This is a genomic window from Fundidesulfovibrio agrisoli (assembly GCF_022808715.1).
Classification (GTDB): Bacteria; Desulfobacterota; Desulfovibrionia; order Desulfovibrionales; family Desulfovibrionaceae; genus Fundidesulfovibrio; species Fundidesulfovibrio agrisoli.
The window spans coordinates 1-26,073 of sequence record NZ_JAKZKX010000022.1; the positions used below are offsets into that span (position 1 = coordinate 1).

Annotated in this window: 28 protein-coding genes; 6 read left to right on the plus strand and 22 right to left on the minus strand. The window is 67.7% G+C overall.

The window, feature by feature from the left end; translation table 11 throughout:
• Positions 1–180: 180 nt before the first annotated feature.
• The 6 genes from MLE27_RS14185 to MLE27_RS14210 form a co-directional block, all read right to left on the minus strand.
• A complete protein-coding gene (locus MLE27_RS14185; RefSeq protein WP_243312747.1) occupies positions 181–1,284 on the minus strand; it encodes an NADH:flavin oxidoreductase/NADH oxidase in 1,104 nt (367 codons plus the stop codon).
• Between the two features lie 181 nt (positions 1,285–1,465).
• Positions 1,466–2,233, minus strand: a complete 768-nt coding sequence (locus MLE27_RS14190; RefSeq protein ID WP_243312748.1) for a hypothetical protein — start codon at positions 2,231–2,233, stop codon at positions 1,466–1,468.
• Between the two features lie 3 nt (positions 2,234–2,236).
• Positions 2,237–3,490 carry a sulfite exporter TauE/SafE family protein gene (locus MLE27_RS14195; protein WP_243312749.1) on the minus strand — a complete coding sequence of 418 codons (1,254 nt, stop codon included), beginning with the start codon at positions 3,488–3,490 and terminating at the stop codon, positions 2,237–2,239.
• Between the two features lie 102 nt (positions 3,491–3,592).
• The gene (locus tag MLE27_RS14200; RefSeq protein ID WP_243312750.1) at positions 3,593–3,979 is read right to left on the minus strand and encodes a response regulator; all 387 of its coding nucleotides are present in this window, start codon (positions 3,977–3,979) and stop codon (positions 3,593–3,595) included.
• A gap of 128 nt (positions 3,980–4,107) precedes the next feature.
• Positions 4,108–6,168, minus strand: coding sequence for a methyl-accepting chemotaxis protein (locus MLE27_RS14205; protein ID WP_243312751.1), 2,061 nt, complete (start codon positions 6,166–6,168; stop codon positions 4,108–4,110).
• Between the two features lie 138 nt (positions 6,169–6,306).
• Positions 6,307–6,918 (minus strand): GyrI-like domain-containing protein, encoded by a 612-nt coding sequence (locus MLE27_RS14210; RefSeq protein ID WP_243312752.1) that lies wholly within the window; start codon positions 6,916–6,918, stop codon positions 6,307–6,309.
• Positions 6,919–6,968: 50 nt separating this feature from the next.
• On the opposite strand from MLE27_RS14210, the gene MLE27_RS14215 reads away from it, so the two are divergent.
• Positions 6,969–7,529, plus strand: a complete 561-nt coding sequence (locus MLE27_RS14215) for a hypothetical protein (RefSeq protein ID WP_243312753.1) — start codon at positions 6,969–6,971, stop codon at positions 7,527–7,529.
• 19 nt (positions 7,530–7,548) lie between these two features.
• On the opposite strand, the gene MLE27_RS14220 is transcribed toward MLE27_RS14215, so the two are convergent.
• Positions 7,549–8,991, minus strand: a complete 1,443-nt coding sequence (locus MLE27_RS14220; RefSeq protein WP_243312754.1) for a sigma-54-dependent transcriptional regulator — start codon at positions 8,989–8,991, stop codon at positions 7,549–7,551.
• Positions 8,982–10,436, minus strand: coding sequence for a sensor histidine kinase (locus MLE27_RS18205; RefSeq protein WP_243312755.1), 1,455 nt, complete (start codon positions 10,434–10,436; stop codon positions 8,982–8,984). Before MLE27_RS18205 ends, MLE27_RS14220 begins: the two co-directional genes overlap by 10 nt.
• Positions 10,437–10,628: 192 nt before the next feature.
• On the opposite strand from MLE27_RS18205, the gene MLE27_RS14230 reads away from it, so the two are divergent.
• The 5 genes from MLE27_RS14230 to MLE27_RS14250 all read left to right on the plus strand — a co-directional run bounded on the left by MLE27_RS14230 (position 10,629) and on the right by MLE27_RS14250 (position 15,859).
• On the plus strand, positions 10,629–11,084 hold the full coding sequence (locus tag MLE27_RS14230) for an NfeD family protein (protein WP_243312756.1): 456 nt from the start codon (positions 10,629–10,631) through the stop codon (positions 11,082–11,084).
• An 18-nt stretch (positions 11,085–11,102) separates the two neighbouring features.
• On the plus strand, positions 11,103–12,008 hold the full coding sequence (locus MLE27_RS14235; RefSeq protein ID WP_243312757.1) for an SPFH domain-containing protein: 906 nt from the start codon (positions 11,103–11,105) through the stop codon (positions 12,006–12,008).
• A 311-nt stretch (positions 12,009–12,319) separates the two neighbouring features.
• Entirely contained in the window at positions 12,320–14,860 is a 2,541-nt protein-coding gene (locus MLE27_RS14240) for an ABC transporter ATP-binding protein/permease (protein WP_243312758.1), read from the plus strand.
• Complete coding sequence (locus MLE27_RS14245) at positions 14,826–15,353, plus strand: Crp/Fnr family transcriptional regulator (protein WP_243312759.1); 528 nt, start codon at positions 14,826–14,828, stop codon at positions 15,351–15,353. The genes MLE27_RS14240 and MLE27_RS14245 overlap by 35 nt, the downstream gene beginning before the upstream one ends.
• A 65-nt stretch (positions 15,354–15,418) precedes the next feature.
• Positions 15,419–15,859, plus strand: coding sequence for a Fur family transcriptional regulator (locus tag MLE27_RS14250; RefSeq protein ID WP_243312760.1), 441 nt, complete (start codon positions 15,419–15,421; stop codon positions 15,857–15,859).
• A gap of 380 nt (positions 15,860–16,239) precedes the next feature.
• Here the strand turns inward: MLE27_RS14250 and MLE27_RS14255 are convergent, their stop codons facing one another.
• From MLE27_RS14255 to MLE27_RS14320, 14 genes are all read right to left on the minus strand, one after another.
• Complete coding sequence (locus MLE27_RS14255) at positions 16,240–16,734, minus strand: hypothetical protein (protein WP_243312761.1); 495 nt, start codon at positions 16,732–16,734, stop codon at positions 16,240–16,242.
• A gap of 8 nt (positions 16,735–16,742) precedes the next feature.
• Complete coding sequence (locus MLE27_RS14260; RefSeq protein ID WP_243312762.1) at positions 16,743–17,048, minus strand: hypothetical protein; 306 nt, start codon at positions 17,046–17,048, stop codon at positions 16,743–16,745.
• Positions 17,045–17,647 (minus strand): RNA polymerase sigma factor, encoded by a 603-nt coding sequence (locus MLE27_RS14265; RefSeq protein WP_243312763.1) that lies wholly within the window; start codon positions 17,645–17,647, stop codon positions 17,045–17,047. The genes MLE27_RS14260 and MLE27_RS14265 overlap by 4 nt, the downstream gene beginning before the upstream one ends.
• 243 nt (positions 17,648–17,890) lie before the next feature.
• Positions 17,891–20,158 (minus strand): ferrous iron transport protein B, encoded by a 2,268-nt coding sequence (gene feoB / locus MLE27_RS14270; RefSeq protein ID WP_243312806.1) that lies wholly within the window; start codon positions 20,156–20,158, stop codon positions 17,891–17,893.
• Positions 20,159–20,255: 97 nt separating this feature from the next.
• Positions 20,256–20,498, minus strand: coding sequence for a FeoA family protein (locus MLE27_RS14275; protein WP_243312764.1), 243 nt, complete (start codon positions 20,496–20,498; stop codon positions 20,256–20,258).
• 44 nt (positions 20,499–20,542) lie between these two features.
• Complete coding sequence (locus MLE27_RS14280; protein WP_243312765.1) at positions 20,543–20,755, minus strand: hypothetical protein; 213 nt, start codon at positions 20,753–20,755, stop codon at positions 20,543–20,545.
• 42 nt (positions 20,756–20,797) lie between these two features.
• Positions 20,798–21,016, minus strand: a complete 219-nt coding sequence (locus MLE27_RS14285) for a FeoA family protein (protein ID WP_243312766.1) — start codon at positions 21,014–21,016, stop codon at positions 20,798–20,800.
• Between the two features lie 388 nt (positions 21,017–21,404).
• On the minus strand, positions 21,405–22,223 hold the full coding sequence (locus tag MLE27_RS14290) for an amidohydrolase family protein (protein WP_243312767.1): 819 nt from the start codon (positions 22,221–22,223) through the stop codon (positions 21,405–21,407).
• Positions 22,220–22,648, minus strand: a complete 429-nt coding sequence (locus MLE27_RS14295; protein ID WP_243312768.1) for an acyl-CoA thioesterase — start codon at positions 22,646–22,648, stop codon at positions 22,220–22,222. Before MLE27_RS14295 ends, MLE27_RS14290 begins: the two co-directional genes overlap by 4 nt.
• Positions 22,645–23,850, minus strand: coding sequence for a 2,3-bisphosphoglycerate-independent phosphoglycerate mutase (gene apgM / locus MLE27_RS14300; protein ID WP_243312769.1), 1,206 nt, complete (start codon positions 23,848–23,850; stop codon positions 22,645–22,647). The genes MLE27_RS14295 and apgM overlap by 4 nt, the downstream gene beginning before the upstream one ends.
• Before the next feature lie 130 nt (positions 23,851–23,980).
• Entirely contained in the window at positions 23,981–24,859 is an 879-nt protein-coding gene (locus MLE27_RS14305; RefSeq protein ID WP_243312770.1) for a universal stress protein, read from the minus strand.
• A 13-nt stretch (positions 24,860–24,872) separates the two neighbouring features.
• Positions 24,873–25,061 (minus strand): ferredoxin, encoded by a 189-nt coding sequence (locus tag MLE27_RS14310; RefSeq protein ID WP_243312771.1) that lies wholly within the window; start codon positions 25,059–25,061, stop codon positions 24,873–24,875.
• A gap of 179 nt (positions 25,062–25,240) precedes the next feature.
• Positions 25,241–25,408 (minus strand): flagellar biosynthesis anti-sigma factor FlgM, encoded by a 168-nt coding sequence (locus MLE27_RS14315; protein ID WP_243312772.1) that lies wholly within the window; start codon positions 25,406–25,408, stop codon positions 25,241–25,243.
• A gap of 160 nt (positions 25,409–25,568) precedes the next feature.
• Positions 25,569–25,997: an MOSC domain-containing protein gene (locus tag MLE27_RS14320; RefSeq protein WP_243312773.1), complete on the minus strand. Its 429-nt coding sequence runs from the start codon at positions 25,995–25,997 to the stop codon at positions 25,569–25,571.
• Positions 25,998–26,073 lie beyond the last annotated feature (76 nt).

Consider the following 26,073-nt stretch of genomic DNA (forward strand, 5'->3'; position numbering starts at 1 on the left):
CTGATATTCTTCCGATATATCGGGGTGCGCCGCCGCCCGCAGCCCGGCAGGGGAGACTCCAACCACAATGATGTTCTCAGCCCCAACGGCCCAAAAGGGATTCCAAAGGGAGGAACTCCCTTTGGCGGGGTCCAGGGGCGGCGCCCCTGGCCGCCGGAGGCTCCTCCCCCCTCTCGCCCCTTACGCCTTCCTGGGCCGCACGGCGTAGCCGTACTGGGTGGGCCACTTGGCGTCCGCCCCGAGCTCCTGGAAGGCCCGGTGCGCGAAGTAGGGCTCGCGCAGCATCTGGCGGCCCAGCATCACCATGTCCGCCTGGCCCGAGGACACGATGGCCTCGGCCTGGGCCGGGTCCGTAATCATGCCCACGGCGCTCACGGGCATGCCCGCCCGCTTGCGCACGGCCTCGGCGAAGGGCACCTGATAGCCCGGCCCCACGGGAATTTTGGCGTGAGGGACGAGCCCGCCGGAGGTGATGTCCATCAGGTCAACCCCGACGCCCCTGAGCTCCTTGGCCAGGGCCACGGTCTGCTCCAGGTCCCAGCCGCCGTCCACCCAGTCCGTGGCGGAGACGCGCACCATGAGCGGCATGGATTCGGGCAGGGTGTTGCGCAGGGCCTCGGCGGTCTCCAGGGTCAGGCGCATGCGGTTCTCCAGCGTGCCGCCGTATTCGTCGCCGCGCTTGTTGGAGAGCGGGGAGAGGAACTGGTGCAGCAGGTAGCCGTGGGCGGCGTGCAGCTCCACCACGTCGAACCCGGCGGCCACTGCGCGGCGGGCGGCCATGACGAAGGCCGACTTGATCTCCGCGATGGAGTCGGTGTCCAGGGCGCGCGGTGCGGGCTCGCCCTCGGAGAAGGGGATGGCGCTCGGGGCCACGATCTCCCAGCCGTCCTCGGCCTCCGGGGCCACGCGCGCCCCGCCCGTCCAGGGCGGCAGGCAGCTGGCCTTGCGCCCGGCGTGGGCCAGTTGCATGCCCGAGACCGCGCCCATGCGCCGCAGGAACGCGGTGACGCGCGCCAGGGGCTCGATGTGGGCTTCGGTCCAGATGCCCAGGTCGGTGGCGGAGATGCGGCCCTGGGCCGTGACGGCCGTTGCCTCGGCGAACACCAGGCCCGCGCCGCCCACGGCCCGGCTGCCCAGGTGGACAAGGTGCCAGTCGTCGGCGAAGCCGTCCTGCGCGCAATACTGGCACATGGGGGAGACGACGATGCGGTTGGGTATGGTCAGGCCGCGAAGGGTCATGGGCGCGAGCAGCGCGGCGGTATTCACGGGGGAATCAGCATTCATGGGATGCCTCCTTGCTGTGGCCGCCGGAGGGCGGGCTGCTCAATGCTATGGCCCATAGCGGGCGCGATGGCAACCCGGTGGGACGCGAGGCACCATCCCCCACGGTGCCCGGCCCCTCCTGAAAGGCCAAAGAAAAAGGCCGCCCGGAGGCGGCCTTCCCAAGAGAGGGGCGTAGGGGGGGCTAGCCCTTCTTTTTGGATTTCTTCATCGACATGCCCACACCTTCGAACATGAAGAAGATGCTGTAGCCGTACCACATGGTGTAGACCACGTAGAAGGCGAGCAGGCTGATGAGCAGGGTGAGGTTCTTGGAGACGGGCTCGCCGGGCACGCCGTAGAAGTTGTAGGCGGGTTCCAGGCCCTTGCGCATCACGGTGTCCAGCACCTTGGCCTCGGCGACCTTGCCTTCCTTCTGCAGGGGCTTCATCATGGAGCCGAAGCCCTTCCAGAGGTCCTTGCAGAGTTTGCGATCGGCCAGGTTCTCGGGCTTGTCCACGTCCGTGCCGACCACGGCGAAGACCTTCATGGCCTTGGCGGTGGCGAATTCGGTCATGGCGCCCAGGTCGCCCTTGATCGTCATCACGTTGTCCTTGACCTCAACCTGCGCTCCGGAGGCGGTGAGGGCCTTGGCGTAGGCCTGGGCGTCCTTGTTGGCCTTGTCCTGGGCCTTGGCCGGGTCGGGCTCGTCCTTGGGGTCGGGCTTGGCCACGGTGGCGGTCACGGCGACCTGCACGCCCTTCTGCTTGGCCACGGTGGCCTTCACCTGGTCGAAGTAGTCGGAGGAGTTCTTCGCCAGCATGTTGAAGAAGTCGTCGGAGAACTCGAGGCCGTTCTGCGGCTTGCCGTTCTGATCCTTGAAGAGCGGCGACATGATGCAGAAGAACACGGCCAGGAACGTCACCATCAGGAACGCGCCCTTGGCGAAGGGCCCTTTGTTGACGATTATCATTTCTTATTCCTCCCCGCGCAGCATGGAGATGTTGGCAAAGAACTTCCCGAACACCCACACGCCGAACAGGCCGACGCTGACCCAGAACACGATGTTGCCCACGTATTCGATCATGTTGTTGAGTTCGGGGGACCAGCCCAGATAGCCAAGCTCGGTGAGCTTCTTGGGCAGGGTGGCCGCGCGGTTGATGAAGCCGGAGATGATGGACAGGGCGTAGAAGCCGCGGATGTGAACGCCCTTGACCACCTTGGTCACCAGCGCGCCCACCTGGATGCCCAGCAGGGAGCCGATGAGCATGCCCATGGCCAGGGTGTAGAACACGAAGCCGTAGAGCGCGTATTCCTTGATGGCCGCGAAGCCTGAGGTGAAGATGATCTGCAGGATGTCGGTGCCCACCGTGGTCATGGAGGAGACGCCGAACACGTACACGAACATGGGGAAGGTGATGAAGCCGCCGCCCACGCCCATGATGGCGGCCAGGGCGCCCACGATGAAGCCGCCGCAGGCCAGCACCCACATGGAAAGCTGACGCCCGCCGGGGACGAAGTCCTCGTCAAAGGTGATCATCGGGGGAATGCGCAGGGCCTGCACCTTGGCGGCCAGGGGAGGCACGTCGCCGCCGGCGGGGCCGCCGTGGGCGTCGCCGCCAGCGGCCTCATTGCGGGACTTCAGGAAGTCGTACGCGCCGTAGAAGCCCAGGAAGCCCAGCAGCACCGCGTAGATGGTGGAGATGAACAGCTCGGACATGAGCGGGTCGGAGTCGTAGAGGGCCTTGTTCAGGTAGCCGCCCGTGACCGCGCCGAAGCCCGAACCCAGCAGGAAGCCCAGGGCCAGCTTCACCGAGACGTTGCCCAGCTTCTTGTGCACCGCGGTGCCCATGATGGCCTTGGCGAAGATGTGGAACAGGTCCGTGCCCACCGCCAGGATGCCCTTGACGCCCGCGGCCATCAGCGCCGGGGTGATGATGAAGCCGCCGCCAGCGCCGATGCAGCCGGTGATGAGGCCGGCGGCGAGGCCCACGCCGATGGAGGCCAGGAAGATCGTGGTGTTGTAGTAGGAAGGCATGTAGGCGGTCTTGCCGCCGATCACGTCGGCCGCCTCGACCAGGCTGAAGCCCAGCACCGGCAGGGCCAGCACGGCAAGAATCAACAGTTTCTTGCGGTTCTTGATGATGCTCATGGAGACTTCGTAGTCCCATTTGGCATGAGCTCGGGCTCCATCCATCATGCAGGTGTATACATCCCTGAAAAATCGCATCCCAACCACCTCCGGTTAAGTCACGCGTTTGGCCCCTCGGGGCGTAGCATCGGGGCGCCAACCCGCGCCCCCCCAATCAACCCTCTGCCGGGAGACCGGGGCTCACAGCCCCGAAAAACCCTTTTCCATCCCTCCGCGAACGGCATCCACCACCAGCGCCGGGTCTTCGCCCTTGGGCACGAAGAGCACGCGGGGCTCGCCGAGACACTCCCCCGCCTCGTCCCTGCTGTGGGCCAGCACGGCCACCGGAAACCCGGGCCGCGCCCGGCGCACCAGCCGGATCACCGAGAGGGGGTCCATGTCCGGCAGCTCGGAGTCCATGACCAGCAGGTCTGAACCGGCGCTCACCAGGTCCACTGCCTCGCGCCCCAGGGCGCAGCCCTTCACCGCGTAGCCCTCGCGGTTGAACTCCCTGGCGAGCAGCTCCCGGATGTGGGGGTTGCGATCCGCCAGGATGACGGTGAAGGTCGTGGATGCCGCAGTTGCCATGCCTCCCCTTAGGCAAGACGCGTGCCGGAATTCACGAATCGCAACCATGCTGAATAACGACATAAAAAAGGCGGCGGACCGAATGGTCCGCCGCCTGGGTGTCCGTTTTCTTTACAGCCGGTAAAGAATCAGACGCCGATGGCCCTGGCTCCTTCCGCCTTGCTTTCCTCCAGGTCCGCGATGACGGTCTTGAGCTCATGGGCGTGGCCGGAGAGGCCCTGCACGGCCCGGGCGAACTCGCCCACGCCCTGGGCCAGGTTCTGGGAGAAGCTGCTGATGTCGGAGACGGCCCGGGCGATCTCCTCGCTGACGCTGGACTGCTGCCCCGCGGCCTGGGCGATGCCGCGCACCTGGCCGGAGCTTTGGTCGACCAGGCCCACGATGAGGGCCAGGGCCTCGCCTGACTGGTCCGCCAGCCCGGCGGCCACGGCCACGGCCTGGGCCGCGCGTTTCACCAGTTCGACGTTGCCGGAGGTGTTGGCCTGGATGTTGGCGATGGCCTGGCCCACCTCCTTGGTGGAGTCCATGGTCTTCTCGGCCAGCTTGCGCACCTCGTCGGCAACCACCGCGAAGCCCCTGCCCGCGTCGCCCGCGCGGGCCGCCTCGATGGCGGCGTTGAGGGCCAGCAGGTTGGTCTGGTCGGCGATATCGGAGATGACGGTCATGACCTGGCCGATGGCCGTGGCCTGATCGCCCAGCTTGGCCATGCCCTGCTCCAGGGTTTTGGCCAGGCCGTCCACCTCGTTGATGGCTTTGCGGGCGTTCTCCACCACTTCGTGGCCGCTCTGGGCCTGCACGCGGGTCTTGTCCGCCAGTTCGGAGGCCTCGGCCGCGTTGCGGGCCACCTCCAGCACGCTGGAGTTCATCTCGTCCATGGCGGCCGCGGTCTCGCCCGTGGTGGCCTCCTGCCCGGACACGCCCTTGCGCAGGGAGTCGATCTCGGCCATGAGCGCCTCGGAGCTCTCGGTGATGCCGCCCACCACGCCGTGCAGAATCCCGGCGGCCTGGAGCATGCCCTCGCGCCGCGCGGCCTCGGCCTCGTGGCGGGCCTGCTCGGCCAGCTCCAGGGCCTGCTTGGCTTCGAGCACGGCGTTCTCGGCGCGGCGCCCCTCCTCCCGGATGGTCTCCAGGTTGGCCTTGAGCGAGTCCACCATCTTGCGCAGGTCGTCGGCCAGCGCGCCTAGCTGATCCGAGCTGTGGAGCTCCAGCCTGGCGTCCAGGCTGCCCCCGGCCACGCCGCGCGCGAATTCGCCGCACGCCGAGAGTGGCTTGAGAATGCACACCCGCAGCGCCACCATGATAACCCCGGCCAGCGCCAGGGCGATCACGAAGGATACGAGCATGTTGTTCTGGTTCACGGCCTGCACCAGGGCGGTCATTTCCTGGTAGGGGGAGACCACGACGTAGCGCCAGCCCGTGAGCGGATCGGGCAGCACCGTGACCATGCCCTTGTGCCCGTCCTGGTTGGTGGCGACCTTTTCCATCGCAGTGGCCGCCAGGGCCTTGCGCATCCACTCGGGCGGGTCCTTTTCGGTCTGCATGCGCTTGGCCGCGTCCGGGTGGGCCACGTACATGCCGTCGCGGTCCAGGATGAAGGCGTAGCCGGACTCGCCGATGCGGGTCTTGCCCACCTCGGAGGTGAGGTACTCCAGGTCCAGCCCGGCGTTGAGCACGCCCACGAGCTTGCCCGAGGAGTCCTTGATCGCCGCCGCCAGCACCACCACGGCCTTGCCCACCGTGCGGCTCATGAGCGGCTTGGAAACGGCCTTGTCTTTTCCTGAACTGACGGCCTTGAAATAGTCGCGGTCCGCCACGTTCACGGAGCCCTTGAGCACCTCGGAGGAAGTGACCGCCTCGCCTTTGAGGTCGAAGACGTTGAGGTAGAGGAGCCCCTTGAAGCTGTGGATCAGGCTCAGCAGCTCCTCGTGGGTGCCTGGGGGGGTCTTGCCCTCCGCGGCCAGGATCACGTCCTGGCGCTTGGCGATGCCCACCAGGGCGTGGAGCCTGTCCTCGACGCCGCCGGTCACGTCGCGGGAGAGGAATTGCGCCAGCAGGGCCGTGTCCTGCCCGAGCATGGTCTCCATCGAAGAGCGCACCAGGTTGGCGTTGAGCACCACCAGGCAGACCATGCCCAGCAGGATCGCCCCGAGGGCCGGAAACAGGAATTTCAATTGCAGCGACAACCTCATGAGCCCCCCTGGATAATCGTTTCCGCGTAGCTTGGCACCCTTTCTATTTGTTTCGGCAATAGCCCCGAAAAGATTAGTCCGGCCCCGCCGGGGCGCAGGAACCGGAGTCGCGCGGGCGGCGGGGTCGCGTGCGAAGGCCTAGATCACGGGCACCCGCAGCAGGATGCGCCGGCGATCGGGCGCGGTGCGGTCGGGGTCGTTCAGGGCCACCTCGTGCAGGCGGCCCACGGCGTAGGCTCCGCGCTCCTCGATGAAGGCGTAGAGGGCCTTGATCGACTCCGCCAGGGCCTCGCGCGGCCCCACGTGCAGCATCTGGGCGCAGCGGCGCTCCTCCATGCCCATGGCCACGGCCAGGCGCAGCGCGGGCGGGACATCGCCCTTGGCCGCCAGGGCCGCCTTGACCTCCTCCAGCTCGTTCTCGCCCACGGAGTCGGGCAGGCGCATGCACAGGGCCCAGTTGAGGGCCTCGTCGGGGGTCTGGGTGATGTCGAAATATCCCGGGTCCATGTGCCAGAGCGTCTCGCGGCGGCAGAGCTTGAAGCCCTGCCCCCCGGCGGCGGCCCGGGCCTGCAGCGCCCGGCCTAGCAGGCCCAGCGCCTGGAGGCCCTGGCGGTATTCGCCGCCGTCCATCCCGCCGCGCCCCTCCACGCAGAGGTACCAGCCCGACTCCACCTCGAGGAAGCGGGGTTTGCGCCGGGCGGCGTAATCCTTGCGGTTCAGGGCGAAGAGGTCGATTTTCTGCTGGGTCATGAACTGCTCCGGGTTGTGTTTGGCGATCAAAGATTCTAACTGCCTGCGGCATGCACGCCACGCCCGCCCTGCCCAGGCGCATAGCGCGCCAACTGCGCGCGCAGCCCGGAAGCCCGGAGCACGACCTGGCCGAAAACCTCTGGAGCCAGGCCCTGCTGCTGGCCGCGCCCAGGGCCTTCGCCCTGCGCCTGGCCCGGCGGGATTTCGAGGCCCTGTTCGGAGCGCACCTGGCGCAGGCCGGGCGGACCAGGGCCGCCCTGGAGGGCTGCACCGGGGTGTGGGTGCTGGCGGCCAGCATCGGCCCGGCCCTGGAGGAACGCGCGCGGGCGCTGTTCGACTCCGGCGAGGCCTTCGCGGGTTACGCACTGGACCTGTGCGGCAACCTCCTGGCGGACCAGGCCCTGCGCTCCCGCATGGAGGCGGCCAAAGCACAGGAGCCCCCGGGCAGCCGCTTCACCCGGCGCATCAGCCCCGGCTACCGGGACTTCCCCCTGGAGGCCCAGGCCGTGTTCGTGGAGCTGGCCGGGGCCGCAACGGGCATCGCCTGCGGCGCGGGCATGGGCCTTGCCCCGCGGAAATCCCTCACGGCGCTCCTGGGCCTGCTTCCCTGAGATCTTCCGTCGGTCCCGGCTAGGGCAGCACGTCGCCTATCCGCACCGAAGCCTCCACCACCAGCCCGAGCTTCTCCATCTTTGCCAGCAGCGTGGGCCGCGACAGCCCCAGCAGCCGCGCCGCCTGGGAGCGGTTGCCCCCAGTGACGCGCAGGGCCTCGGCCAGCACCACCGCGGCGAAGCGGTCAGTCACGTGGGCGAAGAGGTCCGGCCCGCCGGCGGCCACGGCCTGGGCCGCGTAGCGCTTCAAGGCCTCCTCCAGGTCTGCTGGAGACTCCGCCCCGGCCTCGGGCGAGCGTTCGGCGATGGCGGCGCGCACGTCTTCCGGGCCGATGGGCAGCCCACGGCTGAAAATCAGCGTCTTGTGCAGCACGTTGGAGAGTTCGCGCACGTTGCCGGGCCAGTCGTGGGCCGTGAGCGCCGCGAGCCCGTCCGGGGTGACGCCCGGGCTGGCCGTTCCCGCCCCGGCCGCGTGCTGGGCCAGGAAGTGCTCGGCCAGTTGGGGGATGTCCTCCTTGCGCTCGCGCAGGGGCGGCAGCAGGATACGCACCACCTGCAGGCGGTAGTAGAGGTCCTCCCGGAAGCGGCCTTCGGCTATGGCGGCGTCCAGGTCGCGGTTGGTGGCCGCGATGATGCGCACGTCCACGGGGATGGGCCCCTTGCCGCCCAGGCGCTCGATCTGCTTCTCCTGCAGCAGGCGCAGCAGCTTGGCCTGGATGGACAGGGGCATGTCGCCTATCTCGTCGAGGAAAACGGTGCCGCCCATGGCCTGTTCGATCTTGCCCGCCCGGCGCTGGGCCGCGCCGGTGAAGGCCCCCTTCTCGTGGCCGAAGAGCTCGCTCTCCAGCAGGGTTTCGGGGATGGCCACGCAGTTGACCACCACGAAGGGCCTGCCCTTGCGGGGGGAGTAGCTCCACAGGGCGCGGGCGGCCAGCTCCTTGCCGGTGCCGGATTCGCCCTGCACCAGCACCGTGGCGTCGGTGGCGGCCACGCGCCCGAGCTGCTTGTAGACCTCCCGCATGACCCGGCTCTGGCCCACCAGGCTCACCGGCGGGGCCTGGGCCGCCTCGGCGCCGTTCTCCTGCCCGGCCTTGGCCTGGCGAGAGGCGTCCAGCGCCTGGGAGATGAGCCCCAGCATCTCCGGGATGTCGAAGGGCTTGAGGATGTAGTCGAACGCGCCCTTGTTCACGGCCTCGATGGCCGTGTCCGTGGCCCCGTAGGCCGTCATGATGATTACGGGGGTGTGGGGGTCGGCGGCCTTCATGCGCTCCAGGGCCTCGATGCCGCTGATGCCCTGCATGCGCACGTCCATGACCACCACGTCGGGCTTGTCCGCCTTGAGCCGGGCGATGCCCTCCTCGCCGGAGGCGGCCGTGAGCGGCGTGTAGCCCTCCAGCGCGATGAGCTTGGCGAAGCTGTCGCGCAGGCGCGGGTCGTCGTCCACCACGAGTATCACTGCCACCGCGCGCCCCCCTGCATCCTGTTGTCGAAGGGGATGGTCATGGTGAACTTGGCCCCGCCGCCCTTGGCCTGGGTCAGGGTCAGGCTGCCGCCGTGCTCCCGCACGATGCGCCGGGCGATGGGCAGGCCCAGGCCGGTGCCCTCCTCCTTGGTGGTGTGGAAGGGCTCGAACACGCGCTCGCGCTCCTGCTCGGGCACGCCCGGGCCTGTGTCGGACAATGAGACGATGGCCACCCTGCCCATGGGCTCCATGAAGCCCTCGATCTCCTCCACCACGATGCGCCCGGGGCCGTGCATGGCCTCCATGGCGTTGCTCACGAGGTTCACCAGCACCTCCTTGAGCTGCTCCGGGTCGATGAGGATGGGCTGGAGCGCACCGTCGCGCACCACCTCCAGCTGCACGCCCTGGGCCTCCAGGCGCGGGCCGAGCAGGTGGGCCGCCGCGTCCGTGACGTCGGAGGGGCTGATGCGCTTGAGCGAGAGCTTGAGCGGGCGGGCGTACTCCAGGAAGTTCTGGATGATGCCGTCCAGGTGTTTGATTTCGTGCGAGATGACCTCGAAGTCCTCGTGCTGGTTCTCGTTCAATTCCAGGGAGCGTTGCAGCGAGAACAGGCGCATCTTCACCGAGGTCAGCGGGTTGCGGATGGAGTGGGCCACGCCCGCGGCCATCTTGCCCACCGTGGCCAGGCGCTCCGTGGCCTCCAGGGCGGTCTGGCTCTTCTCCAGCTTGGATCGGGCCTGCACCGCGCGCTCCACCAGGGTGTGCACGCGGTTCTCCAGCGCGGCCACCTCGTCCGCGCCCACGGGGTCGTCCTCGCCCTGGGCCAGGCGGCGGATGGGGCCAAGCAACTGGCGGGAGAGCACCAGGGCCAGAATCATGCCCAGGATCAGGGTGAAGGGCAGGAAGGCCGTGGCCATGCCATTGACCAGGCGCATACGCCACAAGCCCTCGGCCCGGTCGCGCTCCAGGTTGCGGCGCAGGGTGTCCAGGAAGAGCTCGCAGCTCACGATGAGTGAGTCGAAGCGCTTGCGCGCGGCGGCGTGCACGGGGGTGGCCAGTTCGCGCTTGCCCTCGTCCAGCAGGCTCACCACCTTCTCGCGCTCAACCGTGAGCCGGATGAACTCGCCCTCGATGTGGTTGAGCATGGCGCGGGCCTCCTCGTCGTCCACGAAGGGCCGAACCCGGACGATCTCCTTCTCGAAGGAGGCTTGCTGGTCGGCCAGGCGGGCCAGCCAGACGGGGTCGAAGTTCAGGGAGTAGTAGGTCAGGAAGCCGCGCTGGGCGGCCAGGGAGCTCTCCAGGCGCATGGCGGCGTCCATGGCCGCCACCTGGCGCTCGAATATGCCGGAGAAGAAGTTCTGCAGCCCCGTGCCGTACCAGAGCATGAACGTGCCCCCGCCCACGGTGACCAGCATGAGCAGGCCGAGCACCAGATAGACACGCATCCGCAAGGACATGGAGAACTTGAGCCGCATCCGTCGATATTGCGGGGGCGCGCCGGGAAGTCAAGGCCGGGGGAGGGCGCATTCCACCGGCATGGTGGCATTTTTCCCGGGTGATGCTATGGTCGCCCCACGTACCGGGCTTGGCTTCGGGCCTGATTCCGGGCCTACCCGGGCCGCCCTCAAGGAGGCAGCATGTTCGGTTTGTCGCCATCCGTGGCCTGGGCCCTGGCGGGCCTGCTCCTGATCGCTCTGGAAGCCGTTGTGCCGGGGCTCATCATCGTGTTCTTCGGCCTGGGTGCGCTGGCCACCTCCCTGGCGACCGCCCTGTTCGGTCTTTCCACGGATTCCCAGCTCTTGCTGTTCGCCGCGTCCTCGGTGGTCAGCCTGCTGGGCCTGCGCCGACTGTTCAAGAAAACCTTCCAGGGCGAGGCCCGCACGGAGAACCAGCTCCGCCAGCGCCTGGAGGACTTCACAGGCGAGGCCGCCGTGGTCACGGAGGCCATCCCCGAGGGGGGCGCGGGCCGCATCAAGCTGCGCGGCTCGTTCTACGCGGCGGTCGCGCGGGAGGCCATCCCTGCCGGGACCGCCGTGAAGGTCGCGGCGGACGTCCACGGCGACCACAGCCTGTTCAAGGTCGAAACCCTCTAGCCATCCAAGGGAGCCCTCATGCCCTACGTCGCACTCTCCATCGCGGCAGTGGTGCTGCTGCTGATACTCATGTCGGCCACGGTGGTGCCGCAACAGAACGCCTACATCGTGGAGCGCCTCGGCAAGTACAGCCGCACCCTGGAGGCCGGTTTCCACGTGCTGGTGCCCCTGCTGGACAGGATCGCCTACAAGTACTCCCTCAAGGAGGAGCTTGTGGACACCCCCTCCCAGCCCTGCATCACCAAGGACAACGTGACCGTGCACGTGGACGGCCTGGTCTACATCAAGGTCAACGACCCCAGGCTCGCGGCCTACGGCGTGGCCAGCTACCGCTCGGCCGCCACGCAGCTGGCCCAGACCTCCCTGCGCTCGGCCATCGGCAAGATCACCCTGGACAAGGCTTTCGAGGAGCGCGAGCTGATAAACTCCGAAGTGGTCAAGGCCGTGGACGAGGCCGCCGCGCCCTGGGGCGTGAAGGTGATGCGCTTCGAGATCAAGGACATCTCCCCCCCGGAATCGGTCAAGGTGGCCATGGAGGCCCAGATGACCGCCGAGCGGGAGAAGCGCGCCCAGATTGCCCTGGCCGAAGGCCAGAAGCAGAGCGCCATCAACATCTCGGAGGGCCAGATGCAGCAGGCCATCAACCTCTCCGCGGGCGAGAAGCAGCGCCAGATCAACGAGGCCGAAGGCCGGGCCAGGCAGATCGAGCTGGTGGCCGCCGCCACGGCCGGGGGCATCCGCACCGTGGCCCAGGCCCTGAACGAGGAAGGGGGCGTCACCGCCGCCAACCTGCGCGTGGCCGAGCAGTACATGGACGCCTTCGCGAAGCTGGCCAAGGAGTCCACCACCATGCTCATCCCGCAGAACGCGGCGGACGCCGCCGGGCTGGTGGCCACGGCCATGCAGGTCATCAAGAAGAGTTGAGCTGTCCCCGCCTCCGAGCGGGGCCAGGCGGAAGAACGCCATTACTTGGGTTGGAGTCTCCGGCCCTGACCGCCCCCCCGGCGCGCCGCCCGACATATCGGAAGAATGTCGAACGGCGCGCCGGGGGGCGGCCAGGGCCGGAGACGGCTTTGTTCAGGGCGGAAACTCCTGGAGACTGGCTTCAGTCCACAACGCGGATACCCGTCCAAAAGCGCAGGAATTCACGAAAATATGCCGGTCCGCCCCTGGATTTGTTGCCAACACGCCTATTTCAAGGCATCCATTTCCAAACGAGAACGGAAGGGCCGCCCATGTTTTTCGATCCGAAACTGCCGGACAAACTCTACAAGCGTTCGCTCTTCTCCTGGGTCCTCACGAGCAATCTCAAGCTCCAGGGTCTGTTGCTGCTGGTGATCGTGGTCACGGTCTCCATCCGGGTGCTGCCCCTGGAGATGCAGAAGAAGATCATCAACGAGGCCATCGGCGGGCAGAAGGTCCAGCTCCTGCTCCTCTACTGCGGCTACTACCTGCTCGCCGTGGTGTCCGGCTCGGCCCTCAAGTTCGCCATCAACGCGCTCCAGGCCCGCATCGGGCAGGAGTCCCTGGCGGACATGCGCAAGAAGCTCTACGCCCACATCCTGACCCTGCCCATCAACTTCTTCCGAACCTCAAGCCCGGGCATGATCGTCTCCTCCCTGGTGACGGAGGTGGCCAACGCGGGCGATTTCGTGGGCCAGGCCATCGCCGTGCCCGTGACCAACATCCTGACCCTGCTGGCCTTCGCGGGCTACCTCTTCTACCTCAACCCGCTCCTGGCCGGGCTTTCCATGGTGCTCTACCCCCTGGCGCTGATCTTCGTGCCCATGATGCAGCGCCGCTCCAACGACGCCAACCGCGAGCGGGTGGACACGGGGCGCACCATGTCCACCATGATCGGGGAGACCGTCTCCGGCATCCACGAGATCCACGCCAACGCCTCCTTCCGGCACGAGAACAACCGCTTCGGCGACATCACCGACAAGCAGTACCGCATCCGCCTGCGCTGGACCCTCTGGAAGTTCGCCATCAAGAACTCCAACAACTTCTTCCAGTCCCTGGGGCCGTTCGTGCTCTTCCTGGTGGGCGGCTGGCTGGCCATCAACGGCCGGTTCGACCTGGGCGCGCTGGTGGCCTTCCTCTCGGCCAACGAGAAGCTCTACGACCCCTGGAAGGAGCTGATGGACTTCTACCAGACCTGGCAGGACGCCAAGGTGAGCTACAACCGGGTGATGGAGTACTTCGCGGAGGACTGCGAGTTCACCCTGGAGCCCGCCGAGCCGCGCGAGCCCCTCTCCCTGAAGGGGCGGGTGGAGGTCAAGGACCTGGTAATGGAGGCCCAGGGCGGCATCAAGCTGCTCAAGGGCGTCTCCGTCAGCGTGGAGCCGGGGCAGCACATGGCCCTGGTGGGCTTCTCGGGTTCGGGCAAGTCCACCCTGGCCCTGTGCATCGCCCAGATCTACCGCTATTCCAACGGGCACGCGCTGCTGGGGGGGCACGAAATTGCGGACATGGCCAAGTCCGACCTGGCCGAGAACATGGGCTTCGTGCCCCAGCACCCCTTCATCTTCGACGGCTCCATCCGCCAGAACCTGCTCTACGGCGTGAACTCCCGCATGGTGGACAAAGGCCAGGACCCCGCCGAGTTCGAGCCCAGCCTGGACGAGCTCATCGAGATAACCCAGCAGGTGGGCCTGTTCCTGGACGTGCTGCGCTTCGGCCTGAACACCGTGTTCCGCAAGGGCAAGAAGGAGCACCTGGTCCAGAAGATCATCGCCATCCGCGAGGCCTACGCCACCCAGCAAAGCGAGGAGCTGCGCGGCCTGGTGGAGTTCTTCGACGAGGGCCGCTACCTGCTCTACGCCTCCGTGGCCGAGAACCTGGTCTTCGGCAACGCCAACGACGAGGCCTACCTGCCCGAGAACCTGCCCCGCAACGCCGACTTCCGCGACTTCCTGCAGGACGCCGGGCTCATGGACGTGCTCCTGGAGCTGGGCAAGGCCCTGGCCATGCAGACGGTGGACATCCTCAAACTGGTGCCCGGCGCGGACGCCTCCTTCTTCGAGCAGACCCCCGTGCTCCAGGAGGAGTTCGAGGGCGACCTCCAACTGGCCGAACACCTGGATCGCACCCCCATAAGCGAACTCAGCGCCGAGGAGCGAGACCGCCTGCTCACCCTTGCCCTGCGCTTCACCCCGGGGCGGCACGCCCTGGTGCCGCTGACCGTGGAGCTGGAGCGCAAGCTGCTCTCCGGCCGGGCCCTGTTCATGGACCGCATCGCGGCCAGCGCGCCCGAGAAGGTCAGCTTCTACCGGCGCGACAACTACATCCACACCCAGACCATCCTGGACAACATCCTCTTCGGCCGCCTCAAGAGCGAGAGCCCCAAGGTGCTGGAGCGGGTCAACAAGTCCATCATCCGGCTGCTCATCGCCCAGGACATGCTGGAGCGCATCGTGGAGCTGGGCCTGGACTTCCAGGTGGGCACCATGGGCGACAGGCTCTCCGGCGGGCAGCGCCAGAAGGTGGCCCTGGCCAGGGCCTTCCTCAAGGACCCGCCCCTGCTTATGTTGGACGAGGCCACCGCTGCGCTGGACAACGCCTCCCAGACGCGCATCCAGAACCTGCTGGAGAACCGCTGGAAAGGCCGGTCCACCGTCATCGCCGTGGTGCACCGCCTCGATACCATCAAGAACTACGACATCATCGCGGTCATGAAGGCCGGGCAGATCGTCGAATCCGGCTCCTACCAGGAGCTGATAGAGAGAAAGGGGATGCTCTATGAGCTCGTCCACGGACCCAGGGCAAGCGCCTGAGGCCTGCGGGTACAGCGACTTCCTGGACATCATGCGCGGGCTGCCCTTGTTCGCCAAGGTGCCCCTGGAGGTCAGCAAGGTGCTCGCCTACCTGAGCCGCCTGGAGGAATTCCAGCCGGGCGACTACCTGGTGCGCGAAGGCGAACACGCCGAGACGTTCTATTACATCACCTGCGGCAGCATCGTGGTCAGCCGCATGGCAGGCGGGGAGCCCGTGACGCTGCGCCGCTTCGGCGCGGGGGACTGCCTGGGCGGCCTGGCCCTGATTTTGGGCGGCAGGAGCCTCTACACCCTGCAGGCCGATACGCGGACCTCGGCCATGACCCTGGGGCGCGAGCAGTTCCTCAAGACCGTGCAGCGCTTCCCGCAGGTGGAGCCCGCCATGCTCCAGTCCCTGGCGGAACACGTGCTCGCCTGGGAGGAGCGCTTCCTTTCCCGCCACCCGGAGCAGTTCGCCCAGTTCGGGCAGGATTTCGGCCTGACCCTCTATTGAAACCAGCCGTTTGACACGTGGCCGCCTTCCCGGCTACGTGCCTGCAAATTCAGCCGGAGAGCCACATGCAAGACCCGCACGTCCTGTTCAACGACTACGCCGCCAAGCAGCGCCTCAAAATGACGCCGCAGCGGCGGCACATCCTGGACGTATTCCTCGAACAGAAGGGGCACGTGACCTCCGAGGAGCTCTACGAGCTGGTCAAGAAGGCCTACAAGACCATCGGCCAGGCCACGGTCTACCGGACGCTCAAGCTCCTCTCCGGCGCGGGCATCGCCAAGGAGGTGGACTTCGGCGACGGCGTGACCCGCTACGAGCTGCAGCAGGGCGACGACCACCACGACCACCTCATCTGCGAAGGCTGCGGCGAGAACGTCGAAGTTCTCGACGAGGAGATCGAAAAGCTCCAGGAGCAGGTTGCCGCGCGCCACGGCTACCGCCTCACCCGCCACAAGATGTACCTCTACGGCATCTGCCCGAAATGCCAGGGGAAGAAGAAAGCCTGAGGAAGAAGAGGATGCCTCCGGCGGCCAAAGGGCCTTCGGCCCTCTGGACTCCCTTTTTGCTTCGCGCCTACCGGTGCGGATGCTTGGAATTGCGATAAATCGAACAGCCTGGAAGGCTCCGCCTTCCAGGCTGTTTTTTTCGCTACGGGCATCGTGGCCTGAAGCACCCGACGCTTCCGCCCTGTCCCATTTGCGGGTCAAGGGGGCCACGCCCCCTTGCGGGGCGCGGGGCAGCGCCCCGCTCTTCACTTCCTTCCCCTCCGCTCTCGCCCCAGCGCCCGAAAAAGAGGGAGCCCCCGCGTCTGCGCTCGCGGGGGCTCCCAGGGCGGCCTCCTGTCAGGAGGCTTTTCGGAGGAGGAAATTCTCGCCTGCCGCGGTCCTCACTGGGGGGGCGGAGGCGGTGGCCCGTCGGCCGGGCCCTGCCCGGGGGGCGGGGGCGGCGGGCCGCCGAAGAGGCCCAGCCCGCCGGGCGGCGGGCCAGGCGGGTGCACGCCCGGTTCGAAATTCTTGCGGCGCTGGCGCATCTCCTCCCGGCGCTTCTCGTGTATCTTGGCCTGCTCAGGAGTGAGGTACTGGCTGATGCGGCCCATGTAGTCGTCCCGGATGCGCTCCTCCTGCTCCATGAAGGGCTTGCGCTGCTCTTCCAGCTTCTCGACCATCTCCTTGAGCACCGCGCCGATTTTGAGGCGCTGCTCTTCGCTCAGGCCCAAGTCCTTGGTCATGTGCTCCAGAATGAAGGCCTGCGGCCCCATGCGCTGCATGCGCGCGAACTGGTCGCCGCGCACCACGCGCCAGGCTTCCGTGCCCAGGGCTCCGACAGCCGCGCCCGTGAAGAACAGGGCGGCCGCCAGCATCCATCCGCGATTTCTGGTCATCATTCCCCCTACAACGTCATCATCGAGGCCAACAGCGGGCCGTCCAGCGCGGTGGTCAGGTAACCGGCCGCGTCCTGGCCCTGCCCGTGCAGCACCACCGCGCCCAGCAGGGCGGCGGCGGCCAGCCCGACCGCGAACCAGGGTTTGGCCGAAAGGCCCAGCACGTCCCATACGGAGAGTTCCCGCCGTGCGGTGGACAGAGCGGCCATGACCCTGGCCTCGAAACCGAGCGACGCCCCCTGTGGGATGTCCCTGGTGAACCAGTCGCCCAGCAGGTTGTCGAGCCTGGTGAATTCCTTTTCGTCGTGCATCATGCTTCTCCCTCGAGTGCCGCCTGATCCAGGGCCTTGGCCATCAGCTTTCGGGCCCTGTGCAGGCGGACCTTGACCTTCTCAAGGCTCCAGCCGAGCATCTCCGCGATCTCGGAGAGTTCGTGGTCCCGCCCGTAGAAGAGCCCCAGGGCCACCCTGTCCTCCGGTTTGACCTTGCCCAGCAGCCAGGACACCACGGACCCGGCCTCCCGACGCCTGAGCAGCTCCTCATGGCGCTCCTGGGACTCCCCGGCCATGAAGGCTTCCGCCCAGGAGCTTCCGTCCGGGCCCGGCGCGTCCATGGAGACCTCGTTGCGCGAGCCCACCCCGCGCCAGTAGCGGATCGCCCGCCGCAGGGCCAGGGAGGACAGCCAGGAGCGGAAAGCCGCCTTGTCTCGCAACTGGCTGAGCTTCTCGAACCCCTGGATGAAGGCCTCCTGGGCCACTTCCGCCACTTCGGAGGCGGGCAGGTGCCGGCGCAGCAGGGCGAACAGATAGTCCTGATGCCGCCGGACGAGCACCGCGAAGGCGTCTGTCCGGCCTGAGAGCACCAAGTCGATCGCTTCGGCGTCGCTCGGGTCGGCGTCTTGTGCTTTTCTCATGCCTCTGGCTGCCGTGTTGAGGGTTCCCCTCCCCCCTTGACGGCCTGCGCTCTCTCCGGTCGCGCCTGGCGCGCTCCGGCTGCGCACTACTCCTCCCATCTATCGTTCCCGACTATGGAGCTAGAGCGGCGCCGCCTCTCCCGAGTTACACACCTGCCAGAAAAAACGTGCCTATGCAAAAGCGGAACCGCCCGGCTTGTGCCGGGCGGTTCATGGGGTTGGGGGGGGTGTTTTGGAAGGAAACTAGAACAGCCTGGTGCCGAACTGGAAGACGGCCACGGCCAGGCCGTAGGCGAACACGGTGTTGAAGGTCATGGAGAACACGGACCACTTCCAGGAGCCTGTCTCCTTGCCGATGGCGACAACCGTGGGGAAGCAGGGCGAATACAGCAGGATGAACACCATCAGCGCCAGCCCGCCCGCCACGGTGAGCCCTTCGGCGGAGAGCATCTCGGCCAGGGGCGCGGCGTCGTCCTTGTCCACCTTGCCCAGGGAGTAGGCGGTGCCCAGGGTGGAGATGATGACCTCCTTGGCGGCGAACCCGCCCACCAGGGCGATGTTGGTGCGCCAGTCGAACCCGGCGTAGCGGGTGAGCGGCTCCAGGGAGGCGCCCAGGCGGCCCGCTAGGGAGGCGGAAAGGCCCTCGGCGGCTTCCCTCTTCTCGATGTCGGCCAGCTTCTCCTTGAGGGCGTCCAGGCCCTCGGGTTCGGCGGCCTGGGCCGTGGCGGCCTCTTCGCCCTGGGCGGGGGCCTCGGAGCCGAGGGCCGGAGCCTCATCCTTGGAGTCGGCCGCGGTTCCGGGTGCGGCCGGAGCCTCGATGGCCTCGATCTTGGCCGCGATCTCGGCCTTGGCGGCCTCGAAGGAGGCGGCCTTGTCCTCGTCCACGCCGGGGAAGGTCATGGCGGCCCAGACCACGATGGACACGGCCAGGATCATGGAGCCCGCCTTCTTCATGTACTGCCAGGTGCGCTCCCAGGTGTGGATGGCCAGGCCGCGCCAGGTGGGCAGGCGGTAGGGCGGCAGCTCCATGACGAAGGGGGTGGCCTCACCGCGCACCATGCTGGAGCGCAGCATCCAGGCCACGGCCAGGGCCATGGCCCAGCCCAGCAGGGTCATGCCGAAGAGCACCTGGGCCTGGCTGTCGGGGAAGAACACCGAGGCCAGCAGGATGAGCACCGGCAGCTTTGCGCCGCAGGTCATGAAGGGCGCGGTGAGGATGGTGGCCAGGCGCTCCTTGGGGCTGCGCAGGGTGCGGCTGGCCATGACGCCGGGCACCGCGCACCCGCCCGCGATGCCGCCGGAGATGATGAAGGGCATCACCGAGCAGCCGTGCAGGCCGAAGATGCGGAAGACCCTGTCGAGCATATAGGCGATGCGCGCCATGTAGCCCGAGTCCTCCAGGAAGGCGATGAGCAGGAAGATGAGCATGACCAGCGGCACGAAGCCCATGACGCCGCCCACGCCCGCGATGATGCCGTCCACCAGCAGGGAGCGCAGCAGGCCCTCGGGCAGCGCGCCCTCCACCAGCTTGGCCATCAGTGCGAAAAGGTTCTGGGTCCACTCCATGGGCACTTTGCCCACGGTGAAGGTGATCTGGTAGACGAGGTAGAGCACGCCCAGCATGAGCACGGGGCCCAGCAGCTTGTGGGTGAGCACCTGGTCCAGCCGGTCGGAGAAGGCCAGGCGGTCGCCCAGGTTGTCCCTGGTGACCACGCCGCCCTTGAGCACCGAGGCGATGAAGCCGTAGCGATAGTCCGCGATGACGGCCTCGGGGTAGGTGCTCAGGGTGGTGCGCAGGTGCGCGGCCACGTGCGCGGCGCGCTCCTCCAGCCAGGCGGAGAGGACAGGGTCGGCCTGGACGCCCAGCTCCCTGATCTGGGAGTCGTTCTCCAGGTACTTGAGCGCCACCCAGCGGGCCGGGTAACGGCTGCTCAGGAACGACTTGGTCATGATCGCGGCGCTCATCTCGGCCAGCACGGGGTCCAGGTCCGGGCCGTAGGAGATCTCCACGGGCTTCCAGCGGCCCTGGCGCTCCTTGGCCAGGCGGGTGGCGGCGGCGGTGAGCTCGCGCACGCCCGTGCCGGTCCTGGCGACGAGCTCCACCGCGGGGCAGCCCAGCAGCTCGCCCAGGCGCTTGGCGTCCACCACCATGCCCATCTTGCGGGCCTCGTCCATCATGTTCAGGCCCAGCACCACGGGGATGCCGAGCTCCAGGAACTGCACGGCGAGGTAGAGGTTGCGCTCCAGCGACCCGGCGTTGAGCACGTCCACCACGGCCTGGGGGCGCTCCTCCACCAGGAAGTCGCGGGCCACCAGCTCCTCGGCGGAATAGGCGGTGAGGGAGTAGGTACCGGGCAGGTCCACCACGTTCAGCACCGCGTCGGAAGTGCGCACCTGGCCCACCTTCTTCTCCACGGTGATGCCGGGGTAGTTGCCCACATGGGTGCGCGCCCCGGTGAGGGCGTTGAACAGGGTGGACTTCCCCGCGTTGGGGTTGCCCGCCAGGGCGATGGTGTACGTGGAGAGGGCGGCGTCCTTGCCGGAGCCCTTGCCGGGCTCCTTGCCCGGGGCGCTGGCGGCGGAGACGTTCTGGCTGGCGTTGGTCACTTCATTCCTCCGGGGTGGCGACGAGAATATTGTCCGCCTCGTTGTTGCGAAGCGACAGGGTGAAGCCCCGCAGACGCAGGGCCACGGGGTCTTTCAGGGGCGCGCGGCCCACTATCTCAACTTCCGCGCCGGGCACGAGGCCCATGTCACGGATACGGCGTCCGAGTTCGCCCTCGGCGTTCACCTGGGCGATGATGGCCTTATCCCCCACCTTGAGGGAGCGCAGCGGTCGTGACTGGGGCATGTTATCTCCGATGTTGATAATCATTCTCAATTATGGGGCAAAAATTAAAGCCCCTTGGAGCAGCCGCAACCACCGCCAGGGCGCATTTCGCCAATGGAGCCGCCCTGGCAGGAGCAGCCCGAGGAGGACTTGCCCGAGCCCGAGGAGCAACAGCCGGAGCTGGAACCACAGCCGCACCCGCCGCCGGCGAACTTCCGGCGTATCAGCCAGGCGGCTGCCAGGGCCACAATGAGCCCGACGAGCACTTTTTCGAACATTCTTGTTTCTCCTTGAGGGGAAATCGTCGTAGGAGCCCGGCGCTAGACCCGCACCACCTTGATCTGGTCGGCCAGGCCGTTGCCCAGGCAGATCTCGTCGCCCCGGACACACACGCGGCAGCTCTCGCCGTCCTGGCGGATCACGGCCTCAACGCCGGGCGTGAGGCCCATGGAGCACAGCCTGCACCGGCACTTGGGATCATCGCAGAGTTCGAGGACCCGAACCTTGCTTCCCTTGGGGCATCTGCTCAAACTGACCATGAGGACTCCTCGGCGGCTTCCGGAAACTTTCGGGGCCTCTCCGCTCCGGCCGGTGGGCCATGCGCGGCAGGCGTTTCCTGCGCCACGGCTTCTTGATAATGTCATTGATAATCATTGTCAACAACGAATGAAAAAAACCTCCCTTCCTGATCCAGTTCCCCTCCCTGGCAGGCCCGGCGGAGGGGCCTCCGGGCCAGGCTCCTGGCGCGCTTACGCCCGTGACAACGAGCACTTGGAAGCACACCCCGAGTGGTTCAGGCTTCGGACGCGCGTGATCGGGGGGAGGCAGGAGGCGCGGCCACCGCGACTCGCCGATGAATTATCCTGGCCTCCCATGCCCGCGCGCGCCGCTCTGCCGGAACGCCGCGCGGCTACGCGCCTGGATAATTCAGGCGCTTGCGCGCATCCGCGCCTCGTCCAGGCCCGGGAACAGGCTCTGCGCGGTGGTGAGCAGGCGCTCCAGGTCCGCGTCGGCCAGGCCCAGGCGCGTGCGCAGGCGCTCCAGCTCCACCCCGGGGTCGTAGAGGGGGTAGTCGCTGCCGAAGAGCACGCGCTCGGCCGGGTGCCTGTCCAGAATGGCCCGAAGAGTCGCGTCCTGTATGAAGGGCAGGCTGGAGGAGGTGTCGAGGTACACGTCCTTGCCCGCCAGGTGCTCCAGGGCTTCCTCCCAGTGCATCAGCCCGCCCAGGTGCGCGGCGATGATGGTCAGCCCGGGAAACTCCCTGTGGATGGCCGCCAGCTTTATCGGGCAGGAGGGGTTCTTGTCCGGCGGGAGCCGGTCGCCCACATGGAAGATGGTCACGAAACGGCCCTCCAGGGCCGCCATCACGGGGCGCAGGGCCGGGTCGTCCAGGCGGAAGCCCTGGAAGTCGGCGTGTATCTTGATGCCCCGGATGCCCGCGCGCTCCAGGCGGTCCAGCTCCTTGGCGTTGTCCGCGTAGCCGGGGTGCACCGTGCCGAAGGGGATGAGCGCCGGGTATTTCCGGGCCAGTTCCATGGCCCAGTTGTTGGCCGGGATCACCTGGGCCGGGGTGGTCGCGGCGGCGTGCACGGCGGCGCGGTCGATGCCGGCGGCGGCCAGCCTGCGCAGCAGGTCTTCCGGGGTGCCGTCGCCCACGGCCTTGATATCGTAATGCTCGTTGAGCTGCCGCACCGCCTTGCCCGCGATCTTGGGGTGGAAGGCGTGGGCGTGTATGTCGATTTTCACTGCTGACAAATATCCTTGAGCCAGGCGGGAACGGCCACGGGCCTGCCCGAGGCGTCCACGCAGGCGTGCTGTGTGGAGCCCAGGCACAGGGGCCGGGTGCAGTCCGGCGGCCCGTAGACCTGGTAGACGAAGGTTACGGAAGCCCGCCCCCAGACGCTGATGCCGGCGCGCACGCTCACCAGTTCGTCGTAGCGGGCCGGGGCCAGGTAGCGCACGGCCATCTCGCGCACCGGCAGCATCACGCCCCGGCGCTCAACCTCCGCGTAGGAGAGGCCGCGCTCCCGCAGGAACTGGCCGCGGGCGCGTTCGAACCAGTGGGCGTAGTTGCCGTAATAGACCACGCCCATGGCGTCCGTCTCCCCGTAGGAGACGAACAGCCGGAAATCGGTGGATGCCTCGGGGAAAGGCTCGCCCGGCCGGATCATCGCAGGCCTCCCTTGGCCAGGGCGAACTCCAGCAGGGTGTGCCCCGGGTCGATGGAGAGCCCTGTGCCTGCCGCCTCGGCCTCGCTGAACATCGCCGCACCATTCCCGGTGACTCCGGGGCCGTAGAGCAGGAAGGGCACGGGGTCCTCGACGTGGGTGCGTTTTGCGACGGGGGTCAGGTGGTCGCAGGTGATGAGGAACAGGGCATCCGGGAAGGCCTGGCGCAGCGGGGCCACCACGCGCGCGTCGAAGCGGGCGATGGCCTCGGCCTTGCCAGGTGCGTCGCCGCCGTGCCCGCATTCGTCCGGGCCCTCCAGGTGCACGAAGACGAAATCCCCGTGCTGGAGAAAATCGACCGCCGCCCGCACCTTGCCCTCGTAGTTGGTGTCCAGCAGGCCGGTGGCCCCCTCCACGTCAAGCACCTCCATACCAGCGGCGCGGCCCAGGCCCTTGATGAGGTCCACCGCGGAGATCACGGCCCCGCGCAGGCCCGTGGCGGCCTCGAAGCCGGGCAGCTTGAGCGCCCTGCCCTGGCCCCAGGGCCAGATGGCGTTGGCCTTGGTGGGGTTGCCGGGCGCGGCCAGGCGTTCGGCGGCCTCCCGGCAGAGCGCCTGCAAATGCGGGATGGTGGCCAGGGCTTCGAGGTCCTGGTCGATGGGCTGGCCCGTGATGTCGTGAGGCGGGCGGATGGCCAGGCGCGCCTCCGGGGAGGAGGCCGCACCGGGCTGAACCAGCAAATGGCGGTACTGCACGCCGGGGAGAAGCCGGAAGCGGGCCTCGGGGCCGCTGCAGCTGGGGCACTCGCGGTCCAGGGCCTCCACCAGCGGGCGGGACTGCTCGGTTGCGATGTGCCCGGAGGAGTAGTCCTGCATGAGGCCGCCCGGAGCGTAGGAGCTCACGCTGACCACGTTGCAGCGCCAGACCAGGTCGTCATCGGCCAGTTGCAGGCCTTGGGCGGCGGCCTCGATGGGTCCGCGCCCGGTGTGGTGCCGGGCCGGGTCGAAACCCAGCAGGGCCATGTTGGCCACGTCCGAGCCCGGGGGCATGCCGGGGGGGATGGTGCGGGCCAGACCGGTCAGGCCTTCGCGGGCCATCTGGTCCATCACGGGCGTGGCGGCGGCCTCCATGGCCGTGGCCCGGCCCAGCTCGCCGGGCCAGCCGCCCATGCCGTCCGCCACCAGGAACAGGAACTTTCTTCGCATGGCGTGTTCTCCCGGCCCGCAGAGGTGGCCGTTTTTCTCGAAAAAGTCAAAACCCCGATCCGACGGCCTGGGCCGCGCGGATCGGGGTGGACGGTGCGGGGTATGAACCGATCCCGGCGAAAAACTCAGCCTACTTGGAGACCCACAGGGCCGCGCCCTCCAGCTTGCGCAACAGCGTCTGGCTGAGCGAGCCGAAAATATTGGAGAAAGCCCCAGGCTTGCCGCCGGTGCGCCCGATGGCCACGGCCGCGTACTCGCCCTTGCGCGCCTCCTCCAGGATCATGTCCGCCGGGTGCTTGGAGGACTTCACCAGGTAGCTGATGCGCTCCTCCTCCAGGCCGTTCTCACGCAGCAGTTCCCCGGCCTCGGCCATCACGCTCTCGATGCTGCGGTTGCCCACGGGGGTGGAGGCCCGGTTGTGCAGCACGGTGACGCTGTGCTCGGGCTCGTCGCGCAGCACGAAGCCCACATGGTCGGCCACCCGCAGGGACTGCTCCGAGCCGTCGACGCAGAGCAGCACGTTGCGGCGGTTGCGCACCGGGTTGCGGCAGACCCACAGCGGGAAGCTGATGGACTCCCACAGCAGCCGGTGGGAGACCGAGTCGTCGAACATCTCGTCGAACCAGCTCAGGCCCCGCCTGCCCAGCACCACGGCGTCGTACATGCCGCGCTCGGCCTCGGTGGCGATGTCCTTGACGGTGCCCAGCTTGGCGGGAAAGGCCTTGAGCTCGATGCGCTCGGCCGGGAAGCCCATATCCAGCAGCCAGTTGCGCGCCGTATGCAGGGCCTGGGGCACGGGCCTGCACCCCCCTCCGAAGGACTGCGTCTCGTCCAGGGAGCAGTAGGGCAGGTTTTCGAGCCCCGGCTGCGGGTGGCGCGGCCCCACGTAGAAGAGGGTCAGGCGCACCAGGTCGCGCCGGGTGAAGAAACCGAAGACGTAGCGCAACCCGAAGAACGCGTTGACGTCCTCCGAGATGCTCACCAGCAGGTGTTTTTCGAGCACTTCCATACGCCCGCGCCGATCAGTCCCGCCAGTGGATGCACTCCACGGGGCAGGTATCCATGGCGTCCTGGATGCACTCCTTGGATTCGTCGGCCGCGGGGTCGGCCTCGGCCTTGCCGTCGGCGTCCATATGGAAGACGTCAGGACAGATCTGCACGCAGGATTCGCAACTGATGCATTCGTCCTTGTCCACATAGGGGTGCGGCATGTCGGACCTCCTGAATGATGCTGAATTGGCCGTGAAAGCGAGCCATTGTGCGGACTAGAACGGATGCGGGAGGGAAAGTCAAGCCGGGGGGGCGGCACCAGGACGCTCGGGGCGGCCCAGGATGCGGCGAAGGCGCTAATTGCGCCGGCACCGGCGGGGACAGGACACGCGCGGGCGGCTCAAGGGGCGGTCTTGAGCATGTTGTAGATGATCTCGCGGCTGTTCACCCGGTAGCTGCCCTGGGCGATGCGCCGCTTGATCTCGGCCACGCGGTCGGCGCGCTCCTCGGGGCTTTCCGAGGAGGAGTCGTCGCCGTGGTCGGCTCTGTGTTTCGCGTCGGTTTCCATTGCCGTTTCCTGCCGTATGTTCACCTGCGATATCGGCAGGCTGCGGCGGAGCTTTAGCGTCCGGAAGGGGTCTCGCGGGCCCAGCCGGGGCAACCCCGTGAAACTGCGGCGTGTTTTTATTTTACGCCCCGCGAAGAGATTCCCTCGCGGGGCGAAATATTCAGGAAACCCGCTCCAGCACGTCCCCCGCGCGAACCCGCCCAGGCGAGAGAACTCTGGCGAACAGGCCCTCGCGGGGCATGATGCAGTCGCCCACGATGCGCCTGATGTCGCAGCCGTTGTGGCAGGTCTTGCCGATCTGGGTGATCTCGAGCACCGCGCCGCCCACCGTCACCCGGTCGCCCACGGCCAGGTTCAGGGCGTTCAGGCCCTCCACGGTGAGGTTCTCGGCGAAGGCCCCGGGGCTGATGCTGGCCAGCTTGAGGCGCATGCCCTCCAGGCTGCCGAAATCGAGCAGGCTCACCTGGCGGCCCGAGCCCGCGTGGGCGTCGCCCGCCACGCCGTGCTCCACCACCAGTTCGATGGATTCCACCGGCACCTTCTTCTGCCCCTTCCTCTCGCTGACGCTGACCGCCTTGACCACGGGCATGGGCCACCTCCTGTTGGAACCGTTTTCGTCCACTTCAATAACTCCTGCCGGGAGCAGGGGCAAGCCGCAGGCGGCG